The following is a 24,356-nucleotide window of genomic DNA, read 5'->3' on the forward strand; positions in this document are numbered from 1 at the left end:
CTCCGGCGGTTCGGCTGGGTCGGGCGGGGTGCAGTGGGGCTTCTTACTCGGCTCTCACCCATGGTGCGGGCGTGTCCTGGGGGCTGCCGCCCCCAGGCCCCCGCTTCGGCCCTGGACGGGCCTCGTCCTCAGACGCCGGACGGGCTGTAGAGACCGGCCGGCGCCGAGTGGTCAGCGGCGCGAAAGCGACGCCAGTCGTTCCGCGAACGGGGTGACCTCGATACCGCCGGTCTTCGGTCCCCTCGCCGTCGGCAGGCCCTTCATCAAGGCCGCCAGTTCGCCCGCCGCCCGGTCCACCCGTTCGGGCAGTCCCTGCGCGCCCCAGTCCTCGGAGGCGGCGTAGACCGCGGTCGGGACCACGACGGCCCGCAGGTAGGCGAACAGGGGGCGCAGCGCGTGTTCCAGGACGAGGGAGTGGCGGGCCGAGCCGCCGGTGGCGGCGATCAGGACCGGCTTGCCCGCCAGCGCGTCCTGCTCCAGGACGTCGAAGAACGACTTGAACAGTCCGCTGTACGACGCCGAGAACACCGGCGTGACGACGATCAGGCCGTCCGCAGCGGTCACCGCGTCCAGCGCGGCCGCCAGCCTGCGCCCGGGGAAGCCGTTGGTCAGGTTGTGCGCGATCTCCACGGCGAGGTCGCGCAGCTCCACGACCTCCACCTCCGCCGCCGCCCGCTCGGCGGTGGCCGTCGCCAGCCGGTCGGCCAGCAGCCGGGTGGACGACGGGACGCTCAGTCCCGCCGAGACGACGACGAGCTTCATGCGACGGTCACCTCCTGGGCGGCCTTGAGGGACGCGTGGGTCGGCGCGTCCGGCACGTTCGCCGGGCGGCCCTTGGCGAACTCCTCACGGAGCACCGGCACGACCTCCTCGCCGAGCAGGTCGATCTGCTCCAGTACGGTCTTCAGCGGCAGGCCCGCGTGGTCGACGAGGAACAGCTGGCGCTGGTAGTCGCCCGCGTACTCGCGGAACGTCAGGGTCTTCTCGATGACCTGCTCCGGGGTGCCCACGGTCAGCGGGGTCTGGTCGGTGAAGTCCTCCAGGGACGGCCCGTGCCCGTAGACCGGCGCGTTGTCGAAGTAGGGGCGGAACTCGCGCACCGCGTCCTGCGAGTTGCGGCGCATGAACACCTGGCCGCCGAGGCCGACGATGGCCTGCTCGGCCGTGCCGTGCCCGTAGTGCGCGTAGCGGGCCCGGTACAGCTCGACCATCCGCTTGGTGTGGTCGGCCGGCCAGAAGATGTTGTTGTGGAAGAAGCCGTCTCCGTAGAAGGCGGCCTGCTCGGCGATCTCGGGCGAGCGGATGGAGCCGTGCCAGACGAACGGCGGCACACCGTCCATCGGGCGGGGCGTCGAGGTGAAGCCCTGGAGCGGCGTGCGGAACGTGCCCTCCCAGTCGACGACGTCCTCGCGCCACAGCCGGTGCAGCAGGTTGTAGTTCTCCAGGGCGAGGTTGATGCCCTCGCGGATGTCCTTGCCGAACCAGGGGTAGACCGGGCCGGTGTTGCCGCGGCCCATCATCAGGTCCACGCGGCCGTCGGCCAGGTGCTGGAGCATCGCGAAGTCCTCGGCGATCTTCACCGGGTCGTTCGTGGTGATGAGGGTGGTCGCGGTGGAGAGGATCAGGTTCTCCGTGCGGGCCGCTATCCAGCCGAGCATCGTGGTCGGGGACGACGGCACGAACGGCGGGTTGTGGTGCTCACCGGTGGCGAAGACGTCGAGGCCGACCTCCTCGGCCTTCTGCGCGATGGCGACCATGGCCTTGATCCGCTCACGCTCGGTCGGCGTGCGCCCCGTGGTGGGGTCCGGCGTGACGTCGCCGACGGTGAAGATCCCGAACTGCATGGCCGCTCAACCTCCAAAGTTGTTTACTGTTCAACTATACCGCTGAACGACAGCGCCACGCCCCCTATTCCCCCTCCGCGGGGACCGCTCGCCGGGTACCCCGATCACCGGGCAACGAGTAGCGGATGCGATGTCGGTGGCCCGTCCTACGATCGACGCATGGCCGCCCCACGCCGCGACACCCGAGGCATCGTCGACGCCGCGGAGCTCTTCGCGCGCGTCCGCTTCCGGCGCCGCGAACCGGCCCCGCCGCTGCGCACCTACCTGGAGCACTACTGGCTGATCGACTGGGACCTCGACCAGCCGTACGCCTCCCATGTCGTCCCGCACCCCTCGGTGAACATCGTCTTCCAGCGGTACGGGGACCAGGCCCCCTTCGCCGAGATCGCCGGCGTCGGCCTCGGTCTCTTCACACAGAAGCTCGAAGGCGCCGGCCGGGTCTGCGGCGTGCAGTTCCGGCCCGGCGGCTTCCGCCCCTTCGCCCCGGACCGCCCGGTCGGCGACTGGACGGGCCGCCGCGTACGCCTGACCGGCGTCGACCCCGCCGCCGTCCTCGGTCCCGACGACGAGGACGCCCGCGTGGCGGCCCTCGACGCCTGCCTCCTCACCCTCGGCCCCCGGCCCGACCCGGACGCCGACCGGGCCATGGCCCTGGCCGACCGCATCCGCGCCGACCGCACGATCCGCCGCGTCGCGGACCTGGCGAGCGCGGAGGGCGTCTCGGTCCGCGGCCTCCAGCGCCTCTTCGCCGCCCATGTGGGCGTCGGCCCCAAGTGGGTCATCCTGCGCTACCGCATCCACGAGGCCCTGGAGCGCGCCGAGACCTCGACGAACGTCGACTGGGCGGCCCTGGCCGCCGACCTGGGCTACGCGGACCAGGCCCATCTCGTACGGGACTTCAAGGCGACCGTGGGGGTGCCGCCGACCGCGTACTCACCGGCCCGGAAACGAGGTGCGGGTCACGAGCCGATCGGCAGCGCGTCCGTGTAGCCGTTCGTGGGACGCTCGACCGTCTCGACGCCCAGGGCGTCCAGAGCGACCGCCGCCGACGACGTCCCGAGGGCGCCCTCGGCATGCCAGGTGCCCGTCACCGTCACCCAGGCATCGGCCTTCGGCGCATGGACCCCGTACACCCGCACCTTCACCGACTGGGCGTCCGCCGCGCAGCACGACAGCAGGATCCGGGTCAGGTACCAGCCTTCGCGGCCGTCGCCGGCCGGGGTGACGAACCCCGTCATCCGGACCGTACGGCCCTTGATCGCCTGCTCGGCGTCCTGCTGCACCCGCTGGGTGAAGTCGGTCAGCGTGATCGGCAGCGGCGAGGTCGCGGGCAGCGGGTCGAACCCGTCCTCGTCGACCACGGCGACCGCCTTGGGCGCCTCACGGGCGGCGGTGTACGAGCCCAGCGCGGGCGGGGCGTAGAAGAGGAGGCTCAGCGCGGGGAGGAACAGCAGCCAGGCGACTCGGGGGACGCCGGAGTGGTCGTGCCCGTCCGGGGCGTGCGCGTGGCCGCCCGGCCCGTCACCCGCGTGCTCGCGACCGTCGTGCACCCGGCCGCCCGGCCCGTGGTCGCCGGCGTCCCGGGCCCTGGCGCGCCACGCCGACCACGCCTCCACCGCCCCCAGCACGACCAGCACCGCCCCCGACACGATCAGCAGCGGGCGCATGCCCTCCTTCACGTAGCGCAGATAGCCGTCGGTCAGCAGCGAGGCCTGCAACAGGCCCAGCCCGCACAGCACCAGCAGTCCCGCCTGCGCGAACCGCTTCAAAGGAGCACCCCTCCCACCACCGCGCTGCACACCACCGCGACGACGGCCGTGGCCGTCGAGAAGCGGATCGCGAAGGCCCGCCCGAACGTCCCCGCCTGCAGGGCGATCAGCTTCAGGTCGACCATCGGGCCGACCACCATGAACGTCAGCCGCGCCACCGGCGAGAAACCGGTCAGCGAGGCCGCCACGAACGCGTCCGCCTCGCTGCACACCGCCAGCACGATCGCCAGCACCGCCAGGAACAGCACCGACAGCCAGGGCGAACCGGCGAACGTGTCGACGACCGAACGCGGCACCGCCACGTTGAAGGTCGCCGCGGCCATCGCGCCGACCACCAGGAACCCGCCCGCGTGCAGGAAGTCGTGCTGGAAGCCGCGCCGGAACTCCGTCCACCGGCTGTTCCCGGGCCGGTGCCCGGTGTGCCGCACGGCCGGCTTCAGCCACTCCGCACGCCCCAGCCAGAGCCACAGCCAGCCCATCACCGCCGCGGTGACCAGCGAGGCGAGCAGCCGCGCGAGCACCATCGCCGGGCTGCCGGGGAAGGCGATCGCGGTGGCCGTCAGCACCACCGGGTTCACGGCCGGCGCGGAGAGCAGGAACGCGAACGCGGCGGCCGGGGTGACCCCCCGGCCGATGAGACTGCTCGCCACCGGCACCGACGCGCACTCGCAGCCCGGCAGCACCACCCCCGCGGCCCCCGCCACCGGCACCGCGAGCGCCGGCCGCTTCGGCAGCAGCCGGCTGAACACCCGCTCCGGCACGAACGCGTTGATCGCCCCCGACAGGGCCGTCCCCAGCAGCAGGAACGGCACCGCCTGCACGGTCACCGCGAGGCACACCGTCCGCCACGCCTGCACCGCCGGCTCCTCCAGCCCCCGCCCGACCAGCACCAGCAGCGCGCCCGGCGCCACGGCGGCCGCGAGCAGCAGCACAAGCCAGTGCCGGGGCAGCCCGCGCGCGGGCCGCGCCTCCCGGTCGCCGTCCTGCCCGTGGCCGTCCTCGCGCCCGTCCCCGCCGTCCGTCCGTACATCCGTGTGTATGCCGGTGTCGCCGACCGCCCCCATGCCCTACACCGCGCCTTCCCGCAGCCGCGCGACCTGCTCGCCGCTGAACTCCACGGTCCGCCTCATGTGCCCGACGATGACGGCGAGTTCGGTGTCGTCCAGGTCCTGGAAGAGCGGCGACCAGTCGCCGCCCAGCCGCTCGCAGGTCCGCCCGAACTCGGCGATCCGCTCCGGCACGGCCGCCACCAGCACCCGCCGCCGGTCGGCCGCGTCCCGCCGCCGCACCACATAGCCCGCCTTCTCCAGCCGGTCCACCAGCCGGGTCGCCGACCCGGTGGTCAGTCCCGTCAGCTCCGCGACCCGGCCCGTCGTCACCGGTTCCCGCTCCAGCGACAGCAGGTTCAGGCACTGCAGATCGGTGGGGTGCAGCCCGAGGCGGTCGGCGACGGCCTGGTTGAACAGCGCGAACGCCGCCATGTACCGGCGGGAGACGGTGGACAGCTCGTCCAGCAACCGCGACCGCACGTTCCCGGACATCGCCCGCACACCCTTTCGTCAGCGCCGTCCGCGCATCGTACGACGCCGTGGAACCGGGCCGACCGGAAGACGGCGCCCGGCGCGTGCGACGCTGCTCGTATGTCCGTGCTCCGCTCCGCCGCCCTGTTCGCCGTCGCCGCGCTGCTGGAGATCGGGGGCGCCTGGCTGGTCTGGCAGGGGGTGCGCGAGCACCGCGGATGGCTGTGGATCGGCGCCGGCGTCATGGCCCTCGGCGCGTACGGGTTCGTCGCCACGCTCCAGGCGGACGCCGAGTTCGGCCGCGTCCTGGCCGCGTACGGCGGGGTGTTCGTCGCCGGTTCGCTGGCCTGGGGCATGGTCGCCGACGGCTACCGCCCCGACCGGTGGGACGTGACCGGCGCACTGGTCTGCCTCGCCGGCATGGCCGTGATCATGTGGGCGCCGCGCAGCGGCGGCTGACCGGGGGCGACGCGAACCGGTGCGTCCGAAAAGCAAGATCGCCGGTCACCGGTGATCTCCGCGTGCCTATCCTGGCTGAGTCCCTCGCGTACCTCGCGTCGCGTCCCGCGACCGCCCACGCCGACCCAGGAGTCAGTCCCATGGCCACCGCCGTACCGTCCGCCGCCTCCCGCATCGCCGTCGTCACCGGTGCGAGCAGCGGAATCGGCGCCGCCACCGCCCGCCGGCTCGCCGCAGCCGGCTACCGCGTGGTCCTCACCGCCCGCCGCAAGGACCGTATCGAGGCGCTGGCCGAGGAACTGGTGGCGGCGGGCGGCTCGGCGACCGCGTACCAGCTGGACGTCACCGACCGCGCCGCCGTGGACGAGTTCGCCACGGCGTTCCGCACGATCGGCGTCCTCGTCAACAACGCGGGCGGCGCGCTCGGCGCCGACCCGGTGGCCACCGGCGACCCGGCCGACTGGCGCACCATGTACGAGACGAACGTCATCGGCACCCTGAACCTCACCCAGGCCCTGCTGCCCAAGCTGGTCGCCGGCGGCGACGGCACCGTCGTGGTGGTGTCCTCCACGGCCGGGCACGGCACCTACGAGGGCGGCGCGGGCTACGTCGCCGCCAAGCACGGCGCCCATGTGCTGGCCGAGACGCTGCGCCTGGAGATCGTCGGACAGCCGGTCCGGGTGATCGAGATCGCCCCCGGCATGGTGAAGACCGACGAGTTCGCCCTGACCCGCTTCGGCGGCGACCAGGACAAGGCGGCGAAGGTGTACGAGGGCGTGGCCGAACCCCTCACCGCCGACGACGTGGCCGAGACGATCACCTGGGCGGTGACCCGCCCCAGCCACGTCAACGTCGACCTCCTGGTCCTGCGCCCCCGCGCCCAGGCCTCCAACACGAAGGTCCACAGGGAACTCTGACGCCCGGCCGGCTCCCTCACCCGGCGGTGTGCGCGGGTGCGGCACACGCGGGGCCGCACCCGTTCACGGGCACTTGGGATCGTCCACGATCAGAGCGTTGGCGGGGACGGTGGACGTAGTCTCCCCGTCCGACGTCACGTACTTCGTCGTGACGTAGCTCCGCTTGCCCCTGCCCACGCACTTGGTGGCGAGGTTCCCGAATCCGTCCGGGAAGTTGTACACCTCGGCCGGGGTGTCCTCCCCCGCCTTCCCCCGCACCGGGGCGTCGCCCATGCCCCGCTCGTCGTCGTCCAGGGAGCACCCCGACAGGACGGCGGCGAGCAGCAGCATCAGGGCTAGCGCGGACCGGGTCCCACGCCGCCGCCGACGCCTCAGCCCGCGCACGTCTTGTCCTCGACGAGCTGCACGTTGGACGGCCCGCCGCTGTTGGTCGTGACATACGCCCGGTACCCGTGCCCCACACACTTGGTCGCGACGTTCCCGAACCCGTCGGGCATGTTGTACACCTCGGCCGGGGTGTCGTCCCCCGCCTTGCCCTGCACCGGGGCGTCGCCCTTGCCCCGCTTGTCGTTGTACTCGTCGGAGGAGCAGCCGGCGAGCAGACCTCCCAGGACCAGCACCAGTCCCGCCGCGCAGACCGACACACGCACGCGCTCCATCGCAACCCCCCGTCATCCGGTATTCGGCGAGCCGAACGGCTCCGGCAGCGGCCGGACGGCTCGGTGTACTCGCGTCTCCAGCGAAGGCGAAGACAGCGCGACGGTCCGGCCCGGTTCCCGTCCGGGCCGTAAAGTCGCGTCCGTGGACAGACACCTACCGTTCGAGACGCTGCACAACTTCCGTGACCTGGGCGGCTATCGCACCGCGGACGGCCGTCACCGGGTACGTCCGGGGCGGCTGTTCCGGGCGGACTCGCTGGGCAAGCTGACCGAGGGAACGCCGGACTGGGAGCGGTTCCTGTCCCTCGGCGTCGGCACGGTGATCGACCTGCGCCACCCCTGGGAGGCGGAGGGCCGGGGCCGGATCCCCGCGCACCCCTCCTTCACGTACCGCAACCTCAGCATCGAGCACCGCCCCTACGACCAGGCCGTTCAGGGCGCCGACGTGGACCCGGCCCCCTACCTCGCCGAGCGGTACATGGAGGTCGCGCACGACGGCGCGAAGGAGATCCGCGAGGCGCTGGAGCTGATCGCGGCGACCGACGCCCCGCTCGTCTTCCACTGCGCCTCGGGCAAGGACCGCACGGGCCAGCTGGCGGCGCTGGTCCTGGGGCTGCTCGGCGTCGAGGAGCAGGTGATCGCCGAGGACTTCAGCCTCACGGAACTGGCGACGGGCGCCCTGCTCGCCGACTGGCGCGCACGCAACGACGGCCGCACGCCCGCCTGGCCCGGCTTCGGCCGCGCCCCCGCGCAGGTGATGCGCCTGTACCTCGCGGCCCTGAACTCCCGCCACGGCAGCGCCGAGCGGTACGTGGCCCAGGTCCTCGGCCTGGACCCGCGTGCCCTCGCCGCCACCCTGCGCGGCAAGCTCCTGGAGCCGGTCCCCACCTCCTGGCCCGAGCTGACGTTCCACCGGGCGACCCCCGAGGACGCCCCCGCGCTGGTCCGTCTGCACGACACGGCCGCCCTGTGGCAGACGGCCCGGGGCATCGACCAGTGGGCGCCGGGCGGCAAGTCCGAGGCCCATTTCCGCACCCGGATGCGCGAGGGCGAGGTGTGGCTGGCCCGGGCGGCGGGCGCGGTCGCCGGCGCCTGGGAACTCTGGTGGGACGACCCGGCGGCCTGGGGCCCCCGCCCGCCCGAGGCCGGCTACGTGCACCGTCTGATGACGACCCCGCACACGTCCCCGCCCGGCACCGGCCGCCGCATGCTGGCACACGCCGAGTCCGTCATCGCCGCGACCGGCCGGGCCTACGCCCGCCTGGACTGCCTCGCCTCCAACCCCCGCCTGCGCGCCTACTACGAGGCGGCCGGCTACAAGGTCGTGGGCGAGCAGCGCGCCAAACCCCACACCCCGGGCAGCCCCGGCGGCGGCGGAAGCCCGTACGCGGTGACACTGCTGGAGAAACGGCTCGGCTGACGCGCGCAGAAGGGGCCCGGGCCACCGGCCCGAGCCCCTCACCGTCGTCAGCCCTTCACGCAGACGACCTGCTTCAGCTTCGCCACGACCTCCACCAGGTCACGCTGCTGCTCGATGACCTGCTCGATCGGCTTGTACGCGCTCGGGATCTCGTCCACGACGCCGGAGTCCTTGCGGCACTCCACGCCCCGCGTCTGCTCCTCCAGGTCCCTCGTGGAGAAGCGCCGCTTGGCCGCGTTGCGGCTCATGCGCCGACCCGCGCCGTGCGAGGCCGAGTTGAACGCCTTCTCGTTGCCGAGGCCCTTCACGATGTAGGAACCCGTGCCCATGGAGCCCGGGATGATCCCGTACTCGCCGGAACCGGCCCGGATCGCGCCCTTGCGGGTCACGAGCAGGTCCATCCCGTCGTAGCGCTCCTCCGCGACGTAGTTGTGGTGCGCGCTGATCTCCGGCTCGAACGTCGGCTTCGCCTTCCGGAACTCCTTGCGGACCACGTCCTTCAGGAGCGCCATCATGAGCGTGCGGTTGTACTTCGCGTACTCCTGCGCCCAGAACAGGTCGTTGCGGTACGCCGCCATCTGCGGGGTGTCCGCGACGAAGACGGCGAGGTCACGGTCGACCAGGCCCTGGTTGTGCGGCAGCTTCTGGGCCACGCCGATGTGGAACTCGGCGAGCTCCTTGCCGATGTTCCGGGAACCGGAGTGCAGCATCAGCCAGACGGCACCGGTCGTATCCGTGCAGACCTCGACAAAATGGTTACCGCTACCGAGCGTTCCCATCTGCTTCGTGGCGCGCTCCTGGCGGAACTTGACCGCGTCCGCGATCCCGTCGAACCGTCCCCAGAAGTCGTCCCAGCCCGCGGTCGCGAAGCCGTGCATCCCGCTCGGGTCGACCGCGTCCTGGTGCATCCCGCGCCCCACCGGGATGGCCTGCTCGATCTTGGAGCGCAGCCGGGACAGGTCCCCGGGAAGGTCGTTCGCCGTGAGGGAGGTCCTCACCGCGGACATCCCGCAGCCGATGTCGACGCCGACCGCCGCCGGACAGACCGCGCCCCGCATCGCGATGACCGAACCGACCGTCGCGCCCTTCCCGTAGTGCACGTCCGGCATCACGGCGAGCCCCTTGATCCAGGGCAGGGTGGCGACGTTGCGCAGCTGCTGGAGCGCCCCCTCCTCGACCGTCGCCGGGTCGGCCCACATACGGATGGGGACCTTCGCGCCTGGCATCTCCACGTACGACATACAGCCCTCATTCCCCCGGAAAACCAACAGAAGTATCGAATCGCAAAACCGGTGCCAAGGTCGACGTACCGGACGGCGGACCGGCATCCACGGCGTCGCGTGCGATACACATTGTCTGCAGCGGCCGCCCCCGCCCGGCAAGCGAATAACCGTCCAGGATGTGACCGTCGAGAGGAGCCGACCGTGCAGCGGAAGGCGTACGTACCCGGCGCCGCCGCCCTCATCGCGGCGCTGCTGGCCGGCTGCACCGGCGGCTCGGACGACCGGGGCCCCACCGACGACGCCAACCCGGGCAAGGCCGGCACCGCCAGCGCCGCCGCGGAGCCCGGCCGGTACGCCACCCTCCCGGAGGCCTGTCGCGCCGTCAGCCGCGGCACGCTCGACGCACTGCTGCCCGGCGCGCGCGAGATCGCCGACCCGGTCCGGCGCGAGGCCGCCTACGAGGGCGAGGCGACCCAGACGTTCGACACCGACCGCAAGACGGGCTGCCGTTGGAAGGTGGAGTCGGCGGACGCCACCGACCACCTCCTCGTCGACTTCGAGCGCGTGGTGTCGTACGACACCGCCGTCAGCGACGACACCGAGGCCGAGGACCTGTTCGCGGGCAAGGTCACGGCGGCCGACCTGCCCGCGCCCGCCGTCTCCTCGGCGACCGGCTCCCCGTCCGCCTCGCCCTCCTCCTCCGCCGCCCCCTCGCCGACGGGCACGAGCCCCTCCTCGGGCGTCAGCCCCGCGGCCGGCGGCGCGGGCTCCGCCTCGGCCGCTCCCCCGGCGAGCGCCCCCGCGAGCCCCTCGGGGAGTTCGTCCACCGGCCCGTCCCCGTCGGCCACCACCTCCGCCGAGCTCCAGCCCCGCCTGCTCGAAGGCCTGGGCGACGAGGCGTTCGTCGACGACGCCCTCGACAGCTCCGCCTCGACGGCCAAGCAGCGGACGGTGACTGTGGCGTTCCGCACGTCGAACGTCATTGTGACCGTCCGGTACGAGGAGCAGCCGACGACGATCGGCACGGTCCCCGACAGCGAGGAAATGCAGGACAGGGCCCGGAATCTGGCCGCCCAGCTCGCCGATTCCCTGCGCGGCTGAGGCGACTTCACCCCCGCCCGCCCTCCGCCGGCCGCCCGGGGGAAGCGGAACCGCACGCCTCCTTCACGGCGTACCGTGACCCCTTGGACCCGATCAGACCGCAGGAACCACGAGCGTGATGAGTGAAGGAACCATGCAGCGACGAGCCCAGCGAGACGACCAGCACGACCAGCGCGCGGACCGTGACGGGCGCGCCCCGCACGAGCGCCGCACGCGGCGCGTCGGAGGCCTGAACCGCGCCCTCGCCGCAGCGGCCGCGCTGCCCGTGATGCTGCTCGCCGTCGGCTGCTCCTCCGACTCCGGCTCGGAGGACGCCGCGCAGAAGACCGGCGCCGAAGCCGCCGCGGGGGCCGGCGCCACGGTCAGCGCGCAGCCGACCGTGCCGGCGGCCGCGTACGCGAAGCTGCCGGAGGCCTGCAAGTCGCTGTCGAAGCAGACCCTCACCGATCTGGTGCCGAAGGCGTCGGCGTCCGGCAAGGAGGGCGCGTCGAGCGACACCGACGCCCGCGCCTCGTGCTCCTGGTCCAGCCTCCAGAACAACGGGGTCAAGGGCTCGCAGTTCCGCTGGCTGAACGTCTCCCTGCTGCGCTTCGACTCCACCACGTCGACCTCCGGCGAGCAGCAGGCGCAGGACTACTACGCCAAGCAGGTCAAGGGCGCCCAGGAGGTATCCGGCGCGGCGAACGCGAAGACGCAGGCGCTCACGGGCACCGGCGACCAGGCGACGACCGTGCGGTACGACCTGAAGAAGAGCGAGGGCGCCTTCAAGCAGCAGACGGTCGTCGCGCGCGTGGAAAACGTCGTCGTCTCCCTCGACTACAACGGCGCGGGTCTGGCCGGCGAGAAGGCCCCCAGCGCGGACACGCTGACGAAGGCCGCGGAGAAGGCCGCCAAGGAAGTCGTGTCGGCGGTCCGCGCGGCCAACGGCGGTGCCACGGAAGGCGGTTCGGGCGCGGGCACCTCGCCGTCCAAGCCCTCGACCGGGTCGCCGTCCAAGCCGCCGGCCTCCTCGCCGGCGCCGTCCGCGTCCACCGGGTCGCCGTCCGCCTCGGCCTCCGCCGCACCGAAGAGCTGACAGACCGGCAGTACGTTCGCCGTACACGTGTGCCACCCTGTTGCGCGCAACAACACGCAAAGGGAGGGGGTGCGGGTGGCCGCGCCTATAGAGCTGACTCGGACACACCGCGTTCTCATCGGTGTCGTCGTGTTCGGCGCCGTCATCATCGCGGGCATCGGCTTCGCCGGTTCCTACGCGGCGGTACGTGAACTGGCCCTCAAGAAGGGCTTCGGGAACTTCAGTTACGTGTTCCCGATCGGCATCGACGCGGGCATCTGCGTCCTGCTCGCGCTGGATCTTCTGCTGACGTGGATCCGGATCCCGTTCCCCCTGCTGCGGCAGACGGCGTGGCTGCTGACGGCGGCGACGATCGCGTTCAACGGCGCCGCCGCCTGGCCGGACCCGCTCGGCGTCGGCATGCACGCGGTGATCCCGGTCCTGTTCGTGGTGTCTGTCGAGGCCGCCCGGCACGCCATCGGCCGGATCGCCGACATCACCGCCGACAAGCACATGGAGGGCGTCCGCCTCACCCGCTGGCTGCTCTCCCCGGTTCCGACGTTCCTGCTGTGGCGGCGGATGAAACTGTGGGAGCTGCGCTCCTACGAGCAGGTCATCAAGCTGGAGCAGGAACGTCTCGTCTACCAGGCCCGGCTGCGCTCCCGCTTCGGCCGTGCCTGGCGGCGCAAGGCCCCGGTCGAGTCGCTGATGCCCCTGCGCCTGGCCCGCTACGGCGTCCCCCTGGCCGAGACGGCCCCGGCGGGTCTCGCGGCGGCGGGCATCAAGCCGGCCCTGCTGCCCCCGGCCCCCGAGCCCGAGCCGGTACCCGAGCCCCAGGCCGAGGCGGCACGGGTGGCGGCGGCTCCCGGCGAGCGGCAGCGCCCCGCACTGGGCGGCGACCGGAACGCTCCGCAGCAGGGCGGCCAGGCAGAGCCCGACGTGAGCCAGTGGCTGCACGCCCGGCACCCGCAGCAGGTCGAGTACCACGGCGGCTACAACCCTGACTACGACCCCGAGGCCCAGTACCAGCAGTGGTACGAGGAGCAGCTCCAGGCCGAGGAGTACGAGGAGCAGTACACGCAGGAGCCCCCGTCCCAGGAGCCTTCCCCCGAGGAGACCGGCAGCTTCCCCATCCCCGTGGCTCCCGGCCGCACCCGGGAACTGGGCGACGGCGGCGGCGCCCCGGAGCCGGACGAGGACGCCTACTACCAGGTGTTCCGCCAGTCGATAGACGGCAGTTACCCCACCCCGCGCGTCCTCGGCGACAACATCCAGGCGACCTACGGGAGGACCCTGAGCCCGGGCGACCTGAAGACGCTGACGGAACGCTTCCAGAAGCGCCACTCGGCGGAACTGGAAGAAGACCACATCGCATGACGAAGGGGCCCTCCGAGGAGGGCCCCTCGTCGTCCGGCGGTTACTCCCCGAGCAGGGCCCGCACCCGCTCCTGTCCCACCGCCAGCAGCAGCGTGGGCAGGCGCGGGCCGGTGTCACGGCCGACCAGCAGGTGGTAGAGCAGCGCGAAGAACGACCGCTGCGCGGTCTTGATCTCGGCCGGCAGCTCCTTGGGCGTGGCGTCCGCCGCGAACCCGGCCTGCACCTTCGGCACGCCGTACACGAGGTGCGTCAGCCCGTCCAGCGACCAGTGCGACTCCAGCCCGTCGAGCAGCAACTGCAGCGACTGCCGGGATGTCTCGTCGAGGGACTTCAGCAGTTCCGCGTCCGGCTCCTCGCGCACGATGGTCCGCTGGTCGGCGGGGACCTGCGTGTTGATCCAGGCCTCGGCCCGGTCGTAGCGCGGCCGGGCCTCCTCCAGGGAGGTCAGCGGGTTCTCCGGGTCGAGCTCGGAGAGGATCCGCAGCGCCTGGTCCTGGTGGCCCGCGGTGATGTCGGCGACGGAGGCCAGCGTCCGGTACGGCAGCGGCCGGGCCGTGCGGGGCAGCTCGCCGGCGGCGGTGCGCACCGCGCGCGAGTGCGCGGCGACGTCGGCCGGCAGCGCGGAGCCGTCGGCGACCTTGGCGTCCAGCTTGTCCCACTCGTCGTAGAGCCGCTGGATCTCCTGGTCGAAGGCGATCTTGAAGGACTGGTTGGGCCGGCGGCGGGCGTACAGCCAGCGCAGGATCTGCGGCTCCATGATCTTCAGCGCGTCGCCGGGGGTGGGCACCCCGCCCTTCGACGAGGACATCTTGGCCATGCCGCTGATGCCGACGAACGCGTACATCGGGCCGATCGGCTGCTTCCCGCCGAAGATGCCGACGATCTGGCCGCCCACCTGGAAGCTGGACCCCGGGGAGGAGTGGTCGACGCCGCTGGGCTCGAACACGACGCCCTCGTACGCCCAGCGCATCGGCCAGTCGACCTTCCAGACCAGCTTGCCGCGGTTGAACTCGTTGAGCCGCACGGTCTCGGAGAAGCCGCAGGCCTCGCAGGCGTACGTCAGCTCGGTGCTGTCGTCGTCGTAGGAGGTGACCGTGGTGAGGTCCTTCTCGCAGTTGCCGCAGTACGGCTTGTACGGGAAGTAGCCGGCGGAAGCGGAGCTGCCGTCGTCCTCGGCGGCCGCGCCCGAACCCTCTGCGGCCTCCAGCTCGGCGGCGTCGACCGGCTTCTGCTGCTGCTTCTTCGCCGGGGCCTTCTTGGTCCGGTACTGGTCGAGGATCGCGTCGATCTCGCCCCGGTGCCGGACGGCGTGCAGGATCTGCTCCCGGTAGACGCCCGAGGTGTACTGCGCGGTCTGGCTGATCCCGTCGAACTCCACGCCCAGCTCGGCCAGCGCCTCCACCATCGCGGCCTTGAAGTGCTCGGCCCAGTTCGGGTACGGCGACCCGGCCGGGGCCGGTACGGAGGTCAGGGGCTTGCCGATGTGCTCGGCGTAGGAGGCGTCCACGCCGGGGATGCCGTTCGGCACCTTGCGGTAGCGGTCGTAGTCGTCCCAGGAGATGAGGTGCCGGACCTCGTGTCCGCGCCGGCGGACCTCGTCGGCGACGAGGTGCGGGGTCATGACCTCGCGCAGGTTCCCCAGGTGGATGGGGCCGGAGGGGGAGAGACCGGACGCGACCACGACGGGTTTGCCGGGGGCCCGACGCTCCGACTCCTCGATGACCTCATCCGCGAAACGGGAGACCCAGTCGGTGGTCTCGGTGCTCTGAGCCACGTTCGGCACGTCCTCTTTGTCAGTGATCGATCAGGAATGCGTCTGGATCGATCAGGGATGCGTCTGCAACTTCCCCGACGGCGGCCGTCACGGTCGCACGTCCGGCTCACCCATTGTCCCAGCCCCACCCCCGAGCACGAAAACGACTTCCGACCGTCGCGCTCGACTCAAGTACAACCGTCGGCGTCCCCGGGTTGTCCAACTGTTCGTCGAACCAGCCGGGTGAAGGGTGTGGGGACATGCGGTCCGGACCGAGACGTACGACGGCGAGGCCCACGGCGACGACGGTGGCGGGGGCCACGGCGACCGCAGCGCTGCTGCTCGGCTCCCTCACTCCGACGATCGCCCAGGCCGCACCCGCAGCAGCACCCGCCCCACCCGCTCACGCCGACGTCCGGACGACCCTGCGCCCCGAGCCCACCTCCGCGGCCCCGGGCCGCGTGTTCCAGCTGCACCTCGTCACCGACCTCGTCACCGGCGCCGTCCCGAAGCTGGCCGTCACGCTCACCCTGCCGGCCGGGCTGACCTACGCGCGCCCCACCGACCCGAACAACCTCGAGTACCAGCGCTGTCTGCCCTCCGCCGACGGCCGGACCGTCACCTGCCGCTCACTGGACGCCCCGCACGAGCACGTCTGGGAGCAGCTCGGCATCCGCGTCGACAAGGACGTGAACCCGGGCGCCGCCCTCACGGTCACGGCGACGACCGACATCGGCGACGCGGTCGACGACAAGCCGGAGGACAACACGGCGACGGCGACCGTCAGGGCGGCGACCGGCACGGACGTCGGCGTCTCCTGGCAGCCGCCGACCGCCCCGGCGCGGCCCGGCCGGCCGGTCGTGACGAAGCTGGTCGTCACCAACCACGGGCCGCTCGCCGCCCCCGCGGGCCAGGCCGTGAAGCTGCACATCGACTCGGGGGCGTTGCGGACCTGGCCGGCCGCGCCCGCGAGCTGCTGGGCGGACCCGAACGTCCTGGTCTGCGAGACCCCGTCGGAGCTGGCGGCCGGCGAGAGCCACACCTTCGAGCTGCGCTGGACCTTCCCGAAGGAGTCGGGCGGCAAGAAGTTCCGGATCCTCACCACCCTGTTCTACGACGCGCTCGACCCGTGCGCGGACAACGACCGCGCCGAACTGGTCCTGGACGTCGCCAAGACGCCCACGCCCGGCCCGAAGCCCCCGAAGCCCACTCCCAAGCCGACTTCCACGTCCGGCCCGAAGCCGACTCCCACGCCGACGGCGTCCGGGTCCGGGCCCGGGGCGACCGCCTCACCGGCGCCGGTCACCGGGGGCGGCTCGGGCGTCACCCCGCAGAGCGGGGGCGGGCACCTCGCCGCCACCGGCGCCGGGCCGATGCCCGCCCTCGCCGCCGGCGCCGCGGTGCTCGTCGTCGCGGGCGGCGCGCTGCTCGCCGTACGCGCGCGGATGCGCCGCGACGAGCGCGACCCGCGTTGACCGCCCCTGATCCCGACCATTCCTGTTGACCAAGGGGGAACTCTCACATGCGCACACGATGGGGACGCCTGTACGCCGGAACAGGGGCGGCGACGCTGTCGCTGCTGGCCGCGACGGCGACGGCAGCGCACGCGGCGCCGGCCGCCGATCCGGTCGACGTGCGGGCGGGCGTCGAGCCGGTCCGGAAGACCACCGCGCCGGGCAAGAGCCTCGGCCTGCGGGCGGGCGTCGACGTCGTGTCGGGGAAGGTGTCGCGGCTCGCCGTCCGGTTGGCGCTGCCGGAAGGCGTCACCTTCGAGAAGAACGTCGACGACGCGACCAACGCCGACTGCACGCCGTCCGCCGACGGCCGGACGGTCATCTGTGTGGCGAACAGTGAGAACAAGTCCAGCCTGGCGGCGTACGTGCTGGTCAAGGTCGACACGAAGGTGACGCCGGGGACGGAACTCGTGTTCACCGCCACCGCCGACATCGGCGACGCGGTCGACCCCAAGCCCCAGGACAACACCGCGACGGGGAAGGTCAAGGTCGGGACGGCCGCCGACCTCGGCATCGCGTGGAAGGCGCCCGCCGGTCCGGTGAAGGTCGGCGAGCGGGTGAAGGCCGACCTCGTCGTGACCAACCACGGTCCCGGGCCCGCCCGGCTGGGAGCCGTGAGTTTCAGCATGGGCGAGGACTACTGGCCCGAGCGGGGCTCCTACGACGAGAGTTGCTGGGCCGACCCGTACTACCTGACCTGTGACGTCGAGAAGGATTTGGCCCCGGGCGACACCGTCACGCTCCCCTTCGCCTGGTACTTCCCGAAGAAGGCCGCCGGCACGACGTACCGGGTGCCGGCCTCACTCGACTCCCCGAACGAGCTCGACCCGAACCGGTCCAACGACGAGGCCACCCTCGTCCTGAAGTTCGCCAAGGGCCCGGCGTCTCCCTCGCCGACGACGCTGCCCACCCCGTCGACGCCGCCGGCGTCCTCGCCCGGGGCCACGCCGAGGCCCTCGGCGACCCCGTCGTCGTCCGCCCCGTCGTCGACCGCCCCGGGCGGCGGCGGTTCGCAGCCCTCCCCGCAGGGCGGCGGCGGGCAGCTCGCCCGGACCGGCGGCGGTCCTGCCGCCGCGACCGCCGGCGCCGCCACGGCACTCGTCCTCACGGGCGGCGCCGTCGTGCTGTGGAACCGCGGCCGGCGCAGGGAGCGGGGCAGCCACTTGTGAGCCGGAAAACCGGTTTGCCCCCCATGGGATACTGACGAGGTCCACCCATTCCACGAGGAGAACGGCACCCACTCCTATGGCCTCGGTCACGTCCCTCAGCGACTCCGTCGAGCAGCACCTCGCGTCCGCCCTCTCGGCCACCCTGCCGGAGGCCGCCGGCGCGGACCCGCTGCTGCGACGAAGCGACCGGGCCGACTTCCAGGCCAACGGCATCCTCGCGCTGGCCAAGAAGGCGAAGGCGAACCCGCGGGAGCTGGCGACGAAGGTGGTCTCCGAGATCGTCACCGGTGAGGTGATCAAGGACGTCGAGGTCTCGGGCCCCGGCTTCCTGAACATCACCGTCGCGGACAAGGCGATCACGGAGAACCTCGCCGCGCGCTACGCCGACGACACCGGCCGGCTCGGCGTCCCGTACGCCGAGCACCCGGGCACGACGGTGATCGACTACGCCCAGCCGAACGTGGCCAAGGAGATGCACGTCGGTCACCTGCGTTCGGCGGTCATCGGGGACGCGGCGGTCCAACTGCTTGAGTTCACCGGCGAGACGGTGGTGCGCAGGCACCACATCGGCGACTGGGGAACCCAGTTCGGCATGCTCATCCAGTATCTGGACGAGCACCCGCACGAGTTGGACCACAAGGACGCCGAGGTGAGCGGCGAGGAGGCGATGTCCAACCTCGACCGCCTCTACAAGGCCGCGCGCAAGGTCTTCGACTCCGACGAGGAGTTCAAGACGCGGGCGCGTCGCCGGGTGGTCGACCTCCAGGCCGGCGAGCCCCGCACGCTCGCCATGTGGCAGAAGTTCGTCGACGAGTCGAAGATCTACTTCTTCTCCGTCTTCGAGAAGCTGGACATGGAGATCCGGGACGCGGACATCGTCGGCGAGTCCGGGTACAACGACATGCTGGCCGAGACCTGCCGCCTCCTGGAGGAGTCCGGCGTGGCGGTCCGCTCCGAGGGCGCGCTGTGCGTCTTCTTCGAGGACGTCAAGGGCCCGGACGGCAACCCGGTCCCGCTGATCGTGCAGAAGTCGGACGGCGGCTACGGCTACGCGGCGACCGACCTCTCCGCGATCCGCGACCGCGTCTTCAACCTCAAGGCGGACTCGCTCCTCTACGTCGTGGACGCCCGCCAGTCCTTGCACTTCAGGATGGTCTTCGAGACGGCGCGCAGGGCGGGCTGGCTCAACGACGACGTGAAGGCCTTCCAGTTGGCCTTCGGCACGGTGCTGGGCATGGACGGCAAGCCGTTCAAGACCCGTGAGGGCGAGACGGTGAAGCTGGTCGACCTCCTCGACGAGGCGGTGGAGCGGGCGACGGCCGTCGTGCGGGAGAAGGCGGAGAAGGTCGGCCTGACCGAGCAGGAGATCGTGGAGAACGGCCGGCACGTCGGCATCGGCGCGGTGAAGTACGCCGACCTGTCGACGTCGGCGGTCCGGGACTACAAGTTCGACCTGGACCAGATGGTCTCGCTCAACGGCGACACCTCGGTGTACCTCCAGTACGCGTACGCCCGTGTCCAGTCGATCCTGCGCAAGTCCGAGGGCGCGACTCCGACTCCCCACCCGGAGCTGGAACTCGCGTCCGCCGAGCGGGCGTTGGGTCTGCACCTGGACCAGTTCGGGGAGACGGTCCTGGAGGTCGCGGCCGCGCACGAGCCCCACAAGCTCGCCTCGTACCTCTACCAGCTGGCCTCGCACCTGACGACGTTCTACGACCAGTGCCCGGTCCTGAAGGCCGAGACCGTGGAGCAGAAGGAGAACCGTCTGTTCCTCATCGACCTGACGGCCCGCACCCTCCACCGGGGCATGGCCCTCCTGGGCATCCGCACCCCGGACAAGCTCTGACGGCGCCGCCGGCTCGGTGACCGGTTGTCAGTGGCGGCCCCTACAGTCGCCGCCATGGCGACTCTTCCCAACCCGCTGCCCACACTGGCCTGCGACCCGAGCGGTCGCACCCTCGGCCTCCGGCTGCCGCCGGGCCGGCTGATCGACACGACGGACGCGGGGACGTGGCACGAGCCGCTGCTGTGGTGCGCGCAGCAGCCGGCGTCCGCCGGAAGCTGGGCGGCGCTGGGCGGACCGGCGGCCCGCGCGGGACTGCTGCCCGTACTCGTCGAGGTGAGCGGCTCCCAAGGCGGTCCCGAGGAATGGGAGTTGGCGCCGCAGCTGGCCTCCTACCCCGGTGATCACGACGCGGAGGAGGTCCTCGCCGAGCACTGGGAGGAGTGCGAGCCGGGCGACGTCACCGACGGCGACAGCGCCGACTGGCCCGGTCTCGCGCCCGCCCCCTCCCTCACCGTCGATCCCGCGGTCGCCGCCGCGCGGCTCGCGGACGCCTTCTGCGACGGCTCCCGTCCCTGGTTCGAGGAGCCCCGGCTGGCCCTGGTCCCGGCCCGCCGTTCCGCCGACGTGCCGGCGGCCGTCGGCTGGTGCGGGCCGCTCGACCACGACGACGACGTGGCCCGGCTCTGCGCGGTCCTGCGGTCCTGGGAGGACCGCTTCCACATACGCGTCGTCGCCCTCGGCTTCGCCGTGCTGACCGTCTCCGTGGCGGCCCCGCCCGTCACGCTCGCCGACGCCGAGGCGCTGGCGGCGGAGCACTACGCCTTCTGCCCGGACAACTTCGCCGACCGGACCTTGCGGGAGTACGCGAAGGGCCTCGTGGGGGAACGCGCCTGGACCTTCCGGTGGGACTGACCGACGTCACACGCTTGACCGGCATCACGCGCCGAGCGCCCGCCCCAGCCGGCTGAGCCCCTCCGCGATCTCCTCCGGCGTCTGCGTCACGAAGCACAGCCGCAGCGTCGCCGGGTCGGGCTCACCGGCGTGGAAGGGCGCGCCGGGGACGTAGGCCACGTCGTGCCGGACCACCGCGGGCAGCAGGGCGGCCGTGTCGTGGCCGTCGGGCAGCCGCGCCCACAGGAACATGCCGCCCTCGGGCCGGTTCCAGACCGACCCCTCGGGGAGGGCGCCGGGCAGTCCGGCGAGCATGGCGTCCCGGCGTTCGCGGTAGACGCCGGCGACGCGGGCCACATGCGCGTCCAGGTCGGCGACGGCCAGGTAGCGGGCGGCGGCGAGCTGGTTGACGGTCGGGGTATGCAGGTCGGCCGCCTGCTTGGCGACCGCGCAGGCGCGAAGCAGCTGTGCCGGGGCGCGCAGCCAGCCCAGCCGCAGACCGGGGGCCATGACCTTGGAGAAGGAGCCGAGCAGCACGGTCCGGTCGCGGGCGTCGGGGTGGGCGGCGATCCAGGGGACGCGCTCGCCCTCGTAGCGCAGTTCGCCGTAGGGGTCGTCCTCGACGATCCACAGGCCGTGGCGGGCGGCGACGGCAGCGAGGGCGGCGCGGCGCTCGGCGGGGAGGGTGCGGCCGGTGGGGTTCTGGAAAGTGGGGACGGTGTACAGCAGCTTGGGGCGTTCACGGACCACCAGGTCCGCGAGCGCCTCGGGGTCTGGGCCGTCCGCGTCGCCTGGCACCGGGACGACCCGGGCGCCCGCGAGGCCGAAGACCTGGAGGGCGGCGAGGTAGCAGGGGTCCTCGACGAGGACGGTGTCGCCCGGGTCGAGCAGGGCTGCGGCCAGGAGGGACAGCGCCTGCTGCGAACCGGCGGTGACGAGGAGGTCGTCGGCGCCGGTCGGCAGCCCCCGCGCGGACATGCGCGCCGCCAGCGGCTCGCGCAGCGCCGGTTCGCCCTCGGTGGTGGAGTACTGCAGGGCCCGCCCGGGCGTCTCCTCCAGCACGTGCCGGAAGGCGTCGGCGACGCCCTGCCGGTCGAACAGCTCCGGTGCGGGCAGCCCGCCCGCGAAGTTGATCACCTCGGGCCGGGCGGTGACGGCCAGGATGTCCCGCACGGGCGACCCGCCGACGGCGAGGGTGCGTGCGGCGAGAGCCGGAACGGGCGTGGCGGGAACGGCAGTCGACGCCGCGTCGGCGGGTGCTGAGGTGTCGGCTGGGACGACGATCATGGCACGGCTCCTTCGGCTGCGGGGGCGTACGCCTCGCGTCCCGCAGCCTAGGGAAGTGGATGTCGTCTACACGTTGCTTTCCACGATCCGGACGTGAGGTGCGCCGTGGGACGTCCTCACGGTCCTGGAAGGGCGGCGCGACGAAGGCCCGTGCCGTGCGACTCCTACGGCGTCGGGGAAGCCCCTGCCCGGCCCCACGCGGAACCGCCGACCGGAAACTCGTAGGCGGGCCGCCCGTTGTTGCCGCTGGTGCGGAACGGCTTGCCGTGGTCGTCGACGGTCAGCGTCCCCCGCCGCGGCCCGCTGGACCAGGACAGCTCCAGCACCCAGCTCACGTCGTACGCGGAGGCGTCGGCACTGATGTAGTAGATCTCCGGATCGGACTCGCTCACCGTGAACGGGAAGTCCTCCGACCCCGCGTCCGGCACCGGATTCGGCCGCACCGCGTCGAGGGCGACGGAGAAGTGACGCTTCGGCATGCCGCCGCCGCAACCGACACCCGGGTACCCCATGGCGTAGTCGTTCCAGGCGAGTGGTGAACGCTTCTCCACCGTGCGGACCCTCAGGCTGTTCAGGACGACGGTCTCGTCCCCCGCCCCCTGCACGGTCACCGCCACCATCTGCTGCCCCGAGGGCACGGCACCGTGTGCGGCGACCCAGGCGGGCGCATGCTCTTCGAGCGGCGGCGGCGCGACCCGGTCCGGCTCCCTGTCGATCAGGTACCGCTGTGAGCAGGGATCGATCCAGGCGTGCGAGCGGACGTCGACGGTGAAGGGCGGCGCGGCCGCGCCGGGGTCGGGGGCCGCCCCCGCGGCGCCTCCACGGGCGTGGCGCGACGGCGTCAGGGAACCGGACGGCGACACGGTCGAAGCCGAGGGCGAGGCGGAGGAAGGGGAAGGGGAAGGGGAGAGGGACGGGGCGGAGGCCGACGGCGAGCCGCTCACCGCCCCTGGCGCGGACGCGGCGCCGGCCGGACGCGCGTCACCGGCGTCCCGGTCGCCGCCCGGCAGGCTCAGGGAGAGGGCGAGGGCCACGGCCCCGAGGGCGGTGGCGGCGCCGACGACGGCGACGAGGCGTGTGCGACGCCGTACGCCGGGGTCGTGCGCCCCGCCGTCGCCGTCGGGACCGCCCGGGTCCCGCACCGGCCCTTCGAGCACCTCGGTCGCGGCGTCGGCCCTGTCTGCGCCGTTCCCGTCGACCGCGTCCGCGGTCACGGTGGTCCCGCTCACCGCGCCACCGCCGGCGGTCGCCGCGTCCGCCCCGTCGCCGCCGACCCTGCCGTCGCCGTTCCCGTCGACCGCGTCCGCGGTCACGGTGGTCCCGCTCACCGCGCCACCGCCGGCGGCCGCCGCGTCCGCCCCGTCGTCGCCGGCCGACGCCTCGCTCCCCTTCCTGCCGCGCCCCGCGTCGGCCAGCACCCACCGCCGGTGCAGCTCGACCAGTTGCGCGGGCGTCGCCTTGCAGAGCCGGGCGAGCCGTTCCACCGGCGCGTAGTCGGTGGGGACGGCGTCCCCGTTGCAGTAGCGGTGCAGGGTCGACGTACTCATGTGGAGCCGTTTCGCGAGCGCTCCGTAGCTGAGCCCGGACCGGTCCTTCAACTCCCGCAACAGCTCCGCGAAGTCCGCCGCAGACACCGTTCGCCCACCCCCCATGTCCCACCCCCGCGTTCCAGGGATGGCTTGTTTTCCCAGCTCAGATGCGCTGTGTCCGTTCCAGCGTCCCTGATCGCCCGCCGGACGTGGCGGCCGGGACGGATCACCCCGCATGCTGAGGTCATCCAAGCACGCCGCTCCCGCCGACCGGTCGAGCAGCCTGCGCCAACACCTTTTCCGAGAACGGGTCTTCACCATGCGCATCCGCCGCACCAACCCCCTCTTCGCCCCTGCGATCGCCGCCGTCGCGGCCCTGTCCCTCACGGCGTGCCAGGACGGCACGGGCACGAAGACCGAGGGCGCGTCGACGCCGGTGTCGTCGGCGGTCACCCCGCAGACCGGGAGCACGGGGGCTGCGGCCACGGGCACGACGACGGGCTCCGGCACGGTCACCAACACGGGCTCCGGCACCGGTTCGCACGCGAAGCCCGCCGGCGGCACGTCCGGAAAGCAGACCTCCGTCACCGCCCCGCAGGGCAAGGGCAAGGACACGGACCCGAACGCCCCGGAGAACCGCGTCCTGTGCAACGGCTCGAACACCAAGGTGACCGCCAAGCCGGTCCCGCGCCCCCTGAACCACATGCTGATCACCGTCACCAACACCGGCAGCAAGGTCTGCGACCTCACCTACTACCCCGTGCTGCGCTTCGACGAGATGCAGTGGGCGCCGCAGGCCGCGGAGGAGACCCGGCCGCAGGCGGTGACGACCCTCTCCCCCGGTGAGTCGGGTTACGCGGGCGTCCTGCTGTCGGCGGCCGACGGCAGCGGCGAGGGCGGCATGACGGCGAAGAAGCTGACGGTGGCCTTCCAGGGACGCACGCCCAACAGCGACGGCGGCGCGGTGGCTAAGCCCTCCCTGCCGGCCGGAGGCGTGTACTACGACAGCTCGCTGCAGGTGACGTACTGGCAGCAGGACATGGCCGACGCCCTCGAGTGGTGACCCTCGGCAGGCAGCGGCCGG

General features: G+C 72.6%; 23 protein-coding genes. 12 read left to right on the forward strand and 11 right to left on the reverse strand.

Annotated elements, in window-relative coordinates:
• Positions 1–171: 171 nt before the first annotated feature.
• Positions 172–762 (reverse strand): CE1759 family FMN reductase, encoded by a 591-nt coding sequence (locus ACFYXA_RS21325; RefSeq protein ID WP_389034967.1) that lies wholly within the window; start codon positions 760–762, stop codon positions 172–174.
• Positions 759–1,844 carry an LLM class flavin-dependent oxidoreductase gene (locus ACFYXA_RS21330; RefSeq protein WP_351094741.1) on the reverse strand — a complete coding sequence of 362 codons (1,086 nt, stop codon included), beginning with the start codon at positions 1,842–1,844 and terminating at the stop codon, positions 759–761. Before ACFYXA_RS21330 ends, ACFYXA_RS21325 begins: the two co-directional genes overlap by 4 nt.
• 159 nt (positions 1,845–2,003) lie before the next feature.
• Between ACFYXA_RS21330 and ACFYXA_RS21335 the strand changes: the two genes are divergently transcribed.
• Positions 2,004–2,834: a helix-turn-helix domain-containing protein gene (locus ACFYXA_RS21335; RefSeq protein ID WP_352245173.1), complete on the forward strand. Its 831-nt coding sequence runs from the start codon at positions 2,004–2,006 to the stop codon at positions 2,832–2,834.
• On the opposite strand, the gene ACFYXA_RS21340 is transcribed toward ACFYXA_RS21335, so the two are convergent.
• The 3 genes from ACFYXA_RS21340 to ACFYXA_RS21350 are packed head-to-tail and all read right to left on the reverse strand — an operon-like array spanning position 2,804 to position 5,154.
• Positions 2,804–3,613: a TIGR03943 family putative permease subunit gene (locus tag ACFYXA_RS21340; RefSeq protein ID WP_389034972.1), complete on the reverse strand. Its 810-nt coding sequence runs from the start codon at positions 3,611–3,613 to the stop codon at positions 2,804–2,806. The genes ACFYXA_RS21335 and ACFYXA_RS21340 overlap by 31 nt on opposite strands.
• Positions 3,610–4,677 (reverse strand): permease, encoded by a 1,068-nt coding sequence (locus ACFYXA_RS21345; RefSeq protein ID WP_389034975.1) that lies wholly within the window; start codon positions 4,675–4,677, stop codon positions 3,610–3,612. Before ACFYXA_RS21345 ends, ACFYXA_RS21340 begins: the two co-directional genes overlap by 4 nt.
• Positions 4,678–4,680: 3 nt before the next feature.
• Positions 4,681–5,154 carry a MarR family winged helix-turn-helix transcriptional regulator gene (locus ACFYXA_RS21350; RefSeq protein WP_130440789.1) on the reverse strand — a complete coding sequence of 158 codons (474 nt, stop codon included), beginning with the start codon at positions 5,152–5,154 and terminating at the stop codon, positions 4,681–4,683.
• A gap of 99 nt (positions 5,155–5,253) precedes the next feature.
• Here ACFYXA_RS21350 and ACFYXA_RS21355 point away from each other — a divergent pair, with 99 nt between their 5' ends.
• On the forward strand, positions 5,254–5,592 hold the full coding sequence (locus ACFYXA_RS21355; protein ID WP_352245170.1) for a YnfA family protein: 339 nt from the start codon (positions 5,254–5,256) through the stop codon (positions 5,590–5,592).
• A 140-nt stretch (positions 5,593–5,732) separates the two neighbouring features.
• Positions 5,733–6,509, forward strand: a complete 777-nt coding sequence (locus tag ACFYXA_RS21360; protein WP_351094751.1) for an SDR family NAD(P)-dependent oxidoreductase — start codon at positions 5,733–5,735, stop codon at positions 6,507–6,509.
• A gap of 63 nt (positions 6,510–6,572) precedes the next feature.
• On the opposite strand, the gene ACFYXA_RS21365 is transcribed toward ACFYXA_RS21360, so the two are convergent.
• Together ACFYXA_RS21365 and ACFYXA_RS21370 are read right to left on the reverse strand one after the other, a co-directional pair.
• The gene (locus ACFYXA_RS21365; protein WP_351094753.1) at positions 6,573–6,839 is read right to left on the reverse strand and encodes a hypothetical protein; all 267 of its coding nucleotides are present in this window, start codon (positions 6,837–6,839) and stop codon (positions 6,573–6,575) included.
• A 41-nt stretch (positions 6,840–6,880) separates the two neighbouring features.
• Positions 6,881–7,168 carry a hypothetical protein gene (locus tag ACFYXA_RS21370; RefSeq protein ID WP_352245167.1) on the reverse strand — a complete coding sequence of 96 codons (288 nt, stop codon included), beginning with the start codon at positions 7,166–7,168 and terminating at the stop codon, positions 6,881–6,883.
• Positions 7,169–7,310: 142 nt separating this feature from the next.
• Here ACFYXA_RS21370 and ACFYXA_RS21375 point away from each other — a divergent pair, with 142 nt between their 5' ends.
• Entirely contained in the window at positions 7,311–8,588 is a 1,278-nt protein-coding gene (locus ACFYXA_RS21375) for a tyrosine-protein phosphatase (RefSeq protein ID WP_352245166.1), read from the forward strand.
• A gap of 47 nt (positions 8,589–8,635) precedes the next feature.
• Here the strand turns inward: ACFYXA_RS21375 and ACFYXA_RS21380 are convergent, their stop codons facing one another.
• The gene (locus ACFYXA_RS21380; protein WP_352245165.1) at positions 8,636–9,829 is read right to left on the reverse strand and encodes an RtcB family protein; all 1,194 of its coding nucleotides are present in this window, start codon (positions 9,827–9,829) and stop codon (positions 8,636–8,638) included.
• Between the two features lie 183 nt (positions 9,830–10,012).
• Between ACFYXA_RS21380 and ACFYXA_RS21385 the strand changes: the two genes are divergently transcribed.
• The 3 genes from ACFYXA_RS21385 to ACFYXA_RS21395 all read left to right on the forward strand — a co-directional run bounded on the left by ACFYXA_RS21385 (position 10,013) and on the right by ACFYXA_RS21395 (position 13,343).
• On the forward strand, positions 10,013–10,912 hold the full coding sequence (locus tag ACFYXA_RS21385; protein ID WP_352245164.1) for a DUF3558 domain-containing protein: 900 nt from the start codon (positions 10,013–10,015) through the stop codon (positions 10,910–10,912).
• Between the two features lie 133 nt (positions 10,913–11,045).
• Positions 11,046–11,987, forward strand: a complete 942-nt coding sequence (locus ACFYXA_RS21390) for a DUF3558 domain-containing protein (protein WP_389034983.1) — start codon at positions 11,046–11,048, stop codon at positions 11,985–11,987.
• Positions 11,988–12,062: 75 nt separating this feature from the next.
• On the forward strand, positions 12,063–13,343 hold the full coding sequence (locus tag ACFYXA_RS21395; RefSeq protein ID WP_389034986.1) for a DUF2637 domain-containing protein: 1,281 nt from the start codon (positions 12,063–12,065) through the stop codon (positions 13,341–13,343).
• A 40-nt stretch (positions 13,344–13,383) separates the two neighbouring features.
• Here ACFYXA_RS21395 and lysS read toward each other — a convergent pair whose 3' ends face one another.
• A complete protein-coding gene (lysS, locus tag ACFYXA_RS21400; RefSeq protein ID WP_389034989.1) occupies positions 13,384–15,126 on the reverse strand; it encodes a lysine--tRNA ligase in 1,743 nt (580 codons plus the stop codon).
• Between the two features lie 230 nt (positions 15,127–15,356).
• On the opposite strand from lysS, the gene ACFYXA_RS21405 reads away from it, so the two are divergent.
• The 4 genes from ACFYXA_RS21405 (at position 15,357) to ACFYXA_RS21420 (ending at position 20,477) form a co-directional block, all read left to right on the forward strand.
• The gene (locus tag ACFYXA_RS21405; protein ID WP_352245161.1) at positions 15,357–16,571 is read left to right on the forward strand and encodes a hypothetical protein; all 1,215 of its coding nucleotides are present in this window, start codon (positions 15,357–15,359) and stop codon (positions 16,569–16,571) included.
• Positions 16,572–16,618: 47 nt separating this feature from the next.
• Positions 16,619–17,779, forward strand: coding sequence for a hypothetical protein (locus tag ACFYXA_RS21410; RefSeq protein WP_352245160.1), 1,161 nt, complete (start codon positions 16,619–16,621; stop codon positions 17,777–17,779).
• Between the two features lie 76 nt (positions 17,780–17,855).
• Positions 17,856–19,625, forward strand: coding sequence for an arginine--tRNA ligase (gene argS / locus ACFYXA_RS21415; RefSeq protein WP_352245159.1), 1,770 nt, complete (start codon positions 17,856–17,858; stop codon positions 19,623–19,625).
• 54 nt (positions 19,626–19,679) lie between these two features.
• Complete coding sequence (locus ACFYXA_RS21420; protein WP_352245158.1) at positions 19,680–20,477, forward strand: DUF4253 domain-containing protein; 798 nt, start codon at positions 19,680–19,682, stop codon at positions 20,475–20,477.
• A gap of 24 nt (positions 20,478–20,501) precedes the next feature.
• Here ACFYXA_RS21420 and ACFYXA_RS21425 read toward each other — a convergent pair whose 3' ends face one another.
• Both ACFYXA_RS21425 and ACFYXA_RS21430 read right to left on the reverse strand, forming a co-directional pair.
• Positions 20,502–21,743 carry a PLP-dependent aminotransferase family protein gene (locus tag ACFYXA_RS21425; RefSeq protein ID WP_389034995.1) on the reverse strand — a complete coding sequence of 414 codons (1,242 nt, stop codon included), beginning with the start codon at positions 21,741–21,743 and terminating at the stop codon, positions 20,502–20,504.
• A gap of 164 nt (positions 21,744–21,907) precedes the next feature.
• On the reverse strand, positions 21,908–23,377 hold the full coding sequence (locus tag ACFYXA_RS21430; RefSeq protein ID WP_389034998.1) for a helix-turn-helix domain-containing protein: 1,470 nt from the start codon (positions 23,375–23,377) through the stop codon (positions 21,908–21,910).
• 214 nt (positions 23,378–23,591) lie between these two features.
• On the opposite strand from ACFYXA_RS21430, the gene ACFYXA_RS21435 reads away from it, so the two are divergent.
• Positions 23,592–24,335: a DUF4232 domain-containing protein gene (locus ACFYXA_RS21435; RefSeq protein ID WP_389035129.1), complete on the forward strand. Its 744-nt coding sequence runs from the start codon at positions 23,592–23,594 to the stop codon at positions 24,333–24,335.
• Positions 24,336–24,356: the final 21 nt, after the last annotated feature.

It is taken from the genome of Streptomyces sp. NPDC002566, from assembly GCF_042889585.1.
GTDB lineage: Bacteria > Actinomycetota > Actinomycetes > Streptomycetales > Streptomycetaceae > Streptomyces.